Origin of the sequence: Comamonas sp. JNW (genome assembly GCF_003105075.1) — a bacterium.
Taxonomy (GTDB): domain Bacteria; phylum Pseudomonadota; class Gammaproteobacteria; order Burkholderiales; family Burkholderiaceae_C; genus Comamonas; species Comamonas squillarum.
The window spans coordinates 1-2,320 of sequence record NZ_QETI01000032.1 but is presented as its reverse complement, the minus strand read 5'-3'; the positions used below and the strand labels follow the sequence as shown (position 1 = coordinate 2,320).

The following is a 2,320-nucleotide window of genomic DNA, read 5'->3' as shown; positions in this document are numbered from 1 at the left end:
GGCGCTGCGCGAGTGGGCCTATGGTTGGACATACCAGAATTCAGCTGAGCGAACACAAGCCTTACATCGCTGGCAGCATTACTACAACTGGCACAGGCCACACAGCGGCATTGGTCGAATTACCCCGATGGCCAGGCTCAAATCTGCAAACAACCTCTTGACAGTTCACAGCTAGCCCGCTGCAGCGCTTGCCGCTGCGGTGGGTGATGTGAGTGAGCCCAGATTGCTGCTGCCGTTGGCAGGGGGCGTCTGGGCTTTTTGTTGGGTTGGCCCGGTTTGAAGCGCGCAGATGCCGTCAACGCGAGGCACTGTGCAGACGCAAAAAAACATGCCCTCAGCATGTGTGTAGATAGAGAGAGATCAGGGGAGGGTAGACAGAAGGTCTGGTGGTGCTGGCTTGCCAAACATTGGCAGGGCAGAGCAAAGGCGTTTTCAGAGACTGGATCGCTGCGCTGCAATGGCGCTATCGAAGCCGGTGTTCATCGCAAAAAAATGCGTGGCTAGTGTGAACCATTGGCTGGCAAAAACGACTTCCGGACAGTTCCGGTCAGTCGCCCCACGATGAACCTTGGAGTAGCCGCAATTGCTACGCCATGGGTGCAGTATATGATCAATTGAGAATCATTCGCAAATAAGCTTTGGGGTTGTGGGGGGATTGGGGTGGGGTGCAGAGAGCCGATGAATCGTAAACGGCAATTCTTGGAGTTCGGGTTGGCGGAGGCCGGGAGATCTTCAAAGGGGTAGACGTTGCATCGAAGTTGGTATCGAGCTTCTGATGGCAGTGCTCAGCCATTGATCGCTGTTTTAGGCTGGATGCGGTCTATCAATTTGACTAGGCGTTATGGCCGCCATCGGGTGGTCGGCAGTCTTGCATCTCCGCCATACATGCGCCCTCGATTCATGTCCTCACTTGCTGGCGCATTAGACCGCTTGGCCACCCATGCCATATACAAGATTCCCAGAATGCAAAGAATCAGCGCCGGCCAGCCAACAACAAACACTCCCAAGACCCCTTCAAAGAAAAACAGCAGACAGATCCATAGCTGTGTAGGCCTGAACCGTCGCAGCGCTTGTTGGTGCATGCGAGCATCATCCTGCTCATCCACTCCGGAACCAGAGGGATCAAGCACTTCAGCTTCGATAAGGCCTTCACCCAAGGAAGTTTGACTGACGACTTCATCGGTCACGACAAGGAGCTTGTGCTCGTGCTCCATAGCAATAAATCCTTTCAGGTTGATGCATAAATGCGGACGCTCGGGTGGCGTGCTTGCAAGCATTCAGAGGGCGGTTTGGTTGCAGAAATAGTCCATTTCAGACTATTCCAGAACGGACTTTAACTTGTGAGCAGTTTCATGTCCATCCACCATGTACCGCTCCACCCACAATCCCAACTACCAGCTCTTACTGTCCGTTCTCACTGCCACGCGCAAGCGTATGGGCGTGTCGCAAGTGGAGCTGGCACAGCGTCTTGGTAACACGCAGACTTTTGTGTCCAAGTGCGAGCGTGGCGAGCGGCGCATTGATGCTGTGGAATTGGTGGAGTTCGCGGAGGCGCTTGGAGTGGCACCGTTGGAGGTCCTTGCGGAATACCTCGAAAGACGGGATAGCAACCTATTCGCAGCTAGCAAGAAGACGAGAAGCCGAAGCTAAAAGGGGGCAGACTACGCAGCGTTGGGTTGCGGAAAACTGCGTGTGCGAGCGAGCGTGGAGAAAGTCAGATAGCCCGGTGTATCTGGTGCCTTTGCCTGTTCTTTCCTGTTAAGAGCAGAGATAGAGGCTCTCCTCGATTGGAGCGTAAATTCGCCGTAAACCTTCTCCCTTGAAAGCACCTCACTTATGCCTTTGTATGTGGCTCACTTCCTCATGAAGGAGGAAAACCTTTGGTTGAACAATCAACCACCGTACGAGGTTCTTCGCAGTGAAGAACATCACTTTCTCGCATTGCATATGTTCGCAGTCGGCGACCCAGAGGCGGCATACAGCCGCGCTTCGGACATGCTCCCTGGCTTGAGCGATGCGAACCACGAAGGGCCCGGCGATCGAACACATTTCGAAGCGATTGGTATCTTCGATCTCGACGAAGTGTTCGTCGCTGAGGATCTTTCAACCAACCTGAACGACATCTATGGTGTTGATATTGGGGTGTTGGACATTGAGGAACTGCTGCATAAGCGATCTAGGGCCAAGCATGAGTTGCGCCTCTTCAAATATCAGACGGGCTTAGGGATCCTCTGCAAAACCGCTGAATTCAGACTGGCCAGTTAGCTCACAGCCGATTTGCCCGCTTATGCGCGGTTTTGCAGCCAAGCTTCTACCCGCA

Annotated in this window: 4 protein-coding genes; 3 read left to right on the top strand and 1 reads right to left on the bottom strand. The window is 53.8% G+C overall.

What is annotated here, in order from left to right; translation table 11 throughout:
* Window positions 1–175, top strand: a 175-nt coding sequence (locus DCO45_RS22410; RefSeq protein ID WP_165841259.1) for an integrase core domain-containing protein, incomplete at its 5' end; no start/stop codon positions are given.
* Between the two features lie 664 nt (window positions 176–839).
* Here the strand turns inward: DCO45_RS22410 and DCO45_RS22830 are convergent.
* Window positions 840–1,277, bottom strand: a complete 438-nt coding sequence (locus tag DCO45_RS22830; protein ID WP_133248237.1) for a hypothetical protein — start codon at window positions 1,275–1,277, stop codon at window positions 840–842.
* Between the two features lie 88 nt (window positions 1,278–1,365).
* Between DCO45_RS22830 and DCO45_RS22405 the strand changes: the two genes are divergently transcribed.
* Both DCO45_RS22405 and DCO45_RS22400 read left to right on the top strand, forming a co-directional pair.
* Window positions 1,366–1,650 (top strand): helix-turn-helix transcriptional regulator, encoded by a 285-nt coding sequence (locus DCO45_RS22405; protein WP_116927868.1) that lies wholly within the window; start codon window positions 1,366–1,368, stop codon window positions 1,648–1,650.
* Between the two features lie 186 nt (window positions 1,651–1,836).
* Window positions 1,837–2,265 (top strand): hypothetical protein, encoded by a 429-nt coding sequence (locus tag DCO45_RS22400; protein ID WP_116927867.1) that lies wholly within the window; start codon window positions 1,837–1,839, stop codon window positions 2,263–2,265.
* Window positions 2,266–2,320 lie beyond the last annotated feature (55 nt).

Excerpts from the sequence above, each read along its gene's own strand:
- DCO45_RS22400 (WP_116927867.1), top strand. The coding sequence starts at position 1,837 with ATGCCTTTGTATGTGGCTCACTTCCTCATGAAGGAGGAAAACCTTTGG.
- DCO45_RS22405 (WP_116927868.1), top strand. The coding sequence starts at position 1,366 with ATGTACCGCTCCACCCACAATCCCAACTACCAGCTCTTACTGTCCGTT.
- DCO45_RS22830 (WP_133248237.1), bottom strand. The coding sequence starts at position 1,277 with ATGCTTGCAAGCACGCCACCCGAGCGTCCGCATTTATGCATCAACCTG.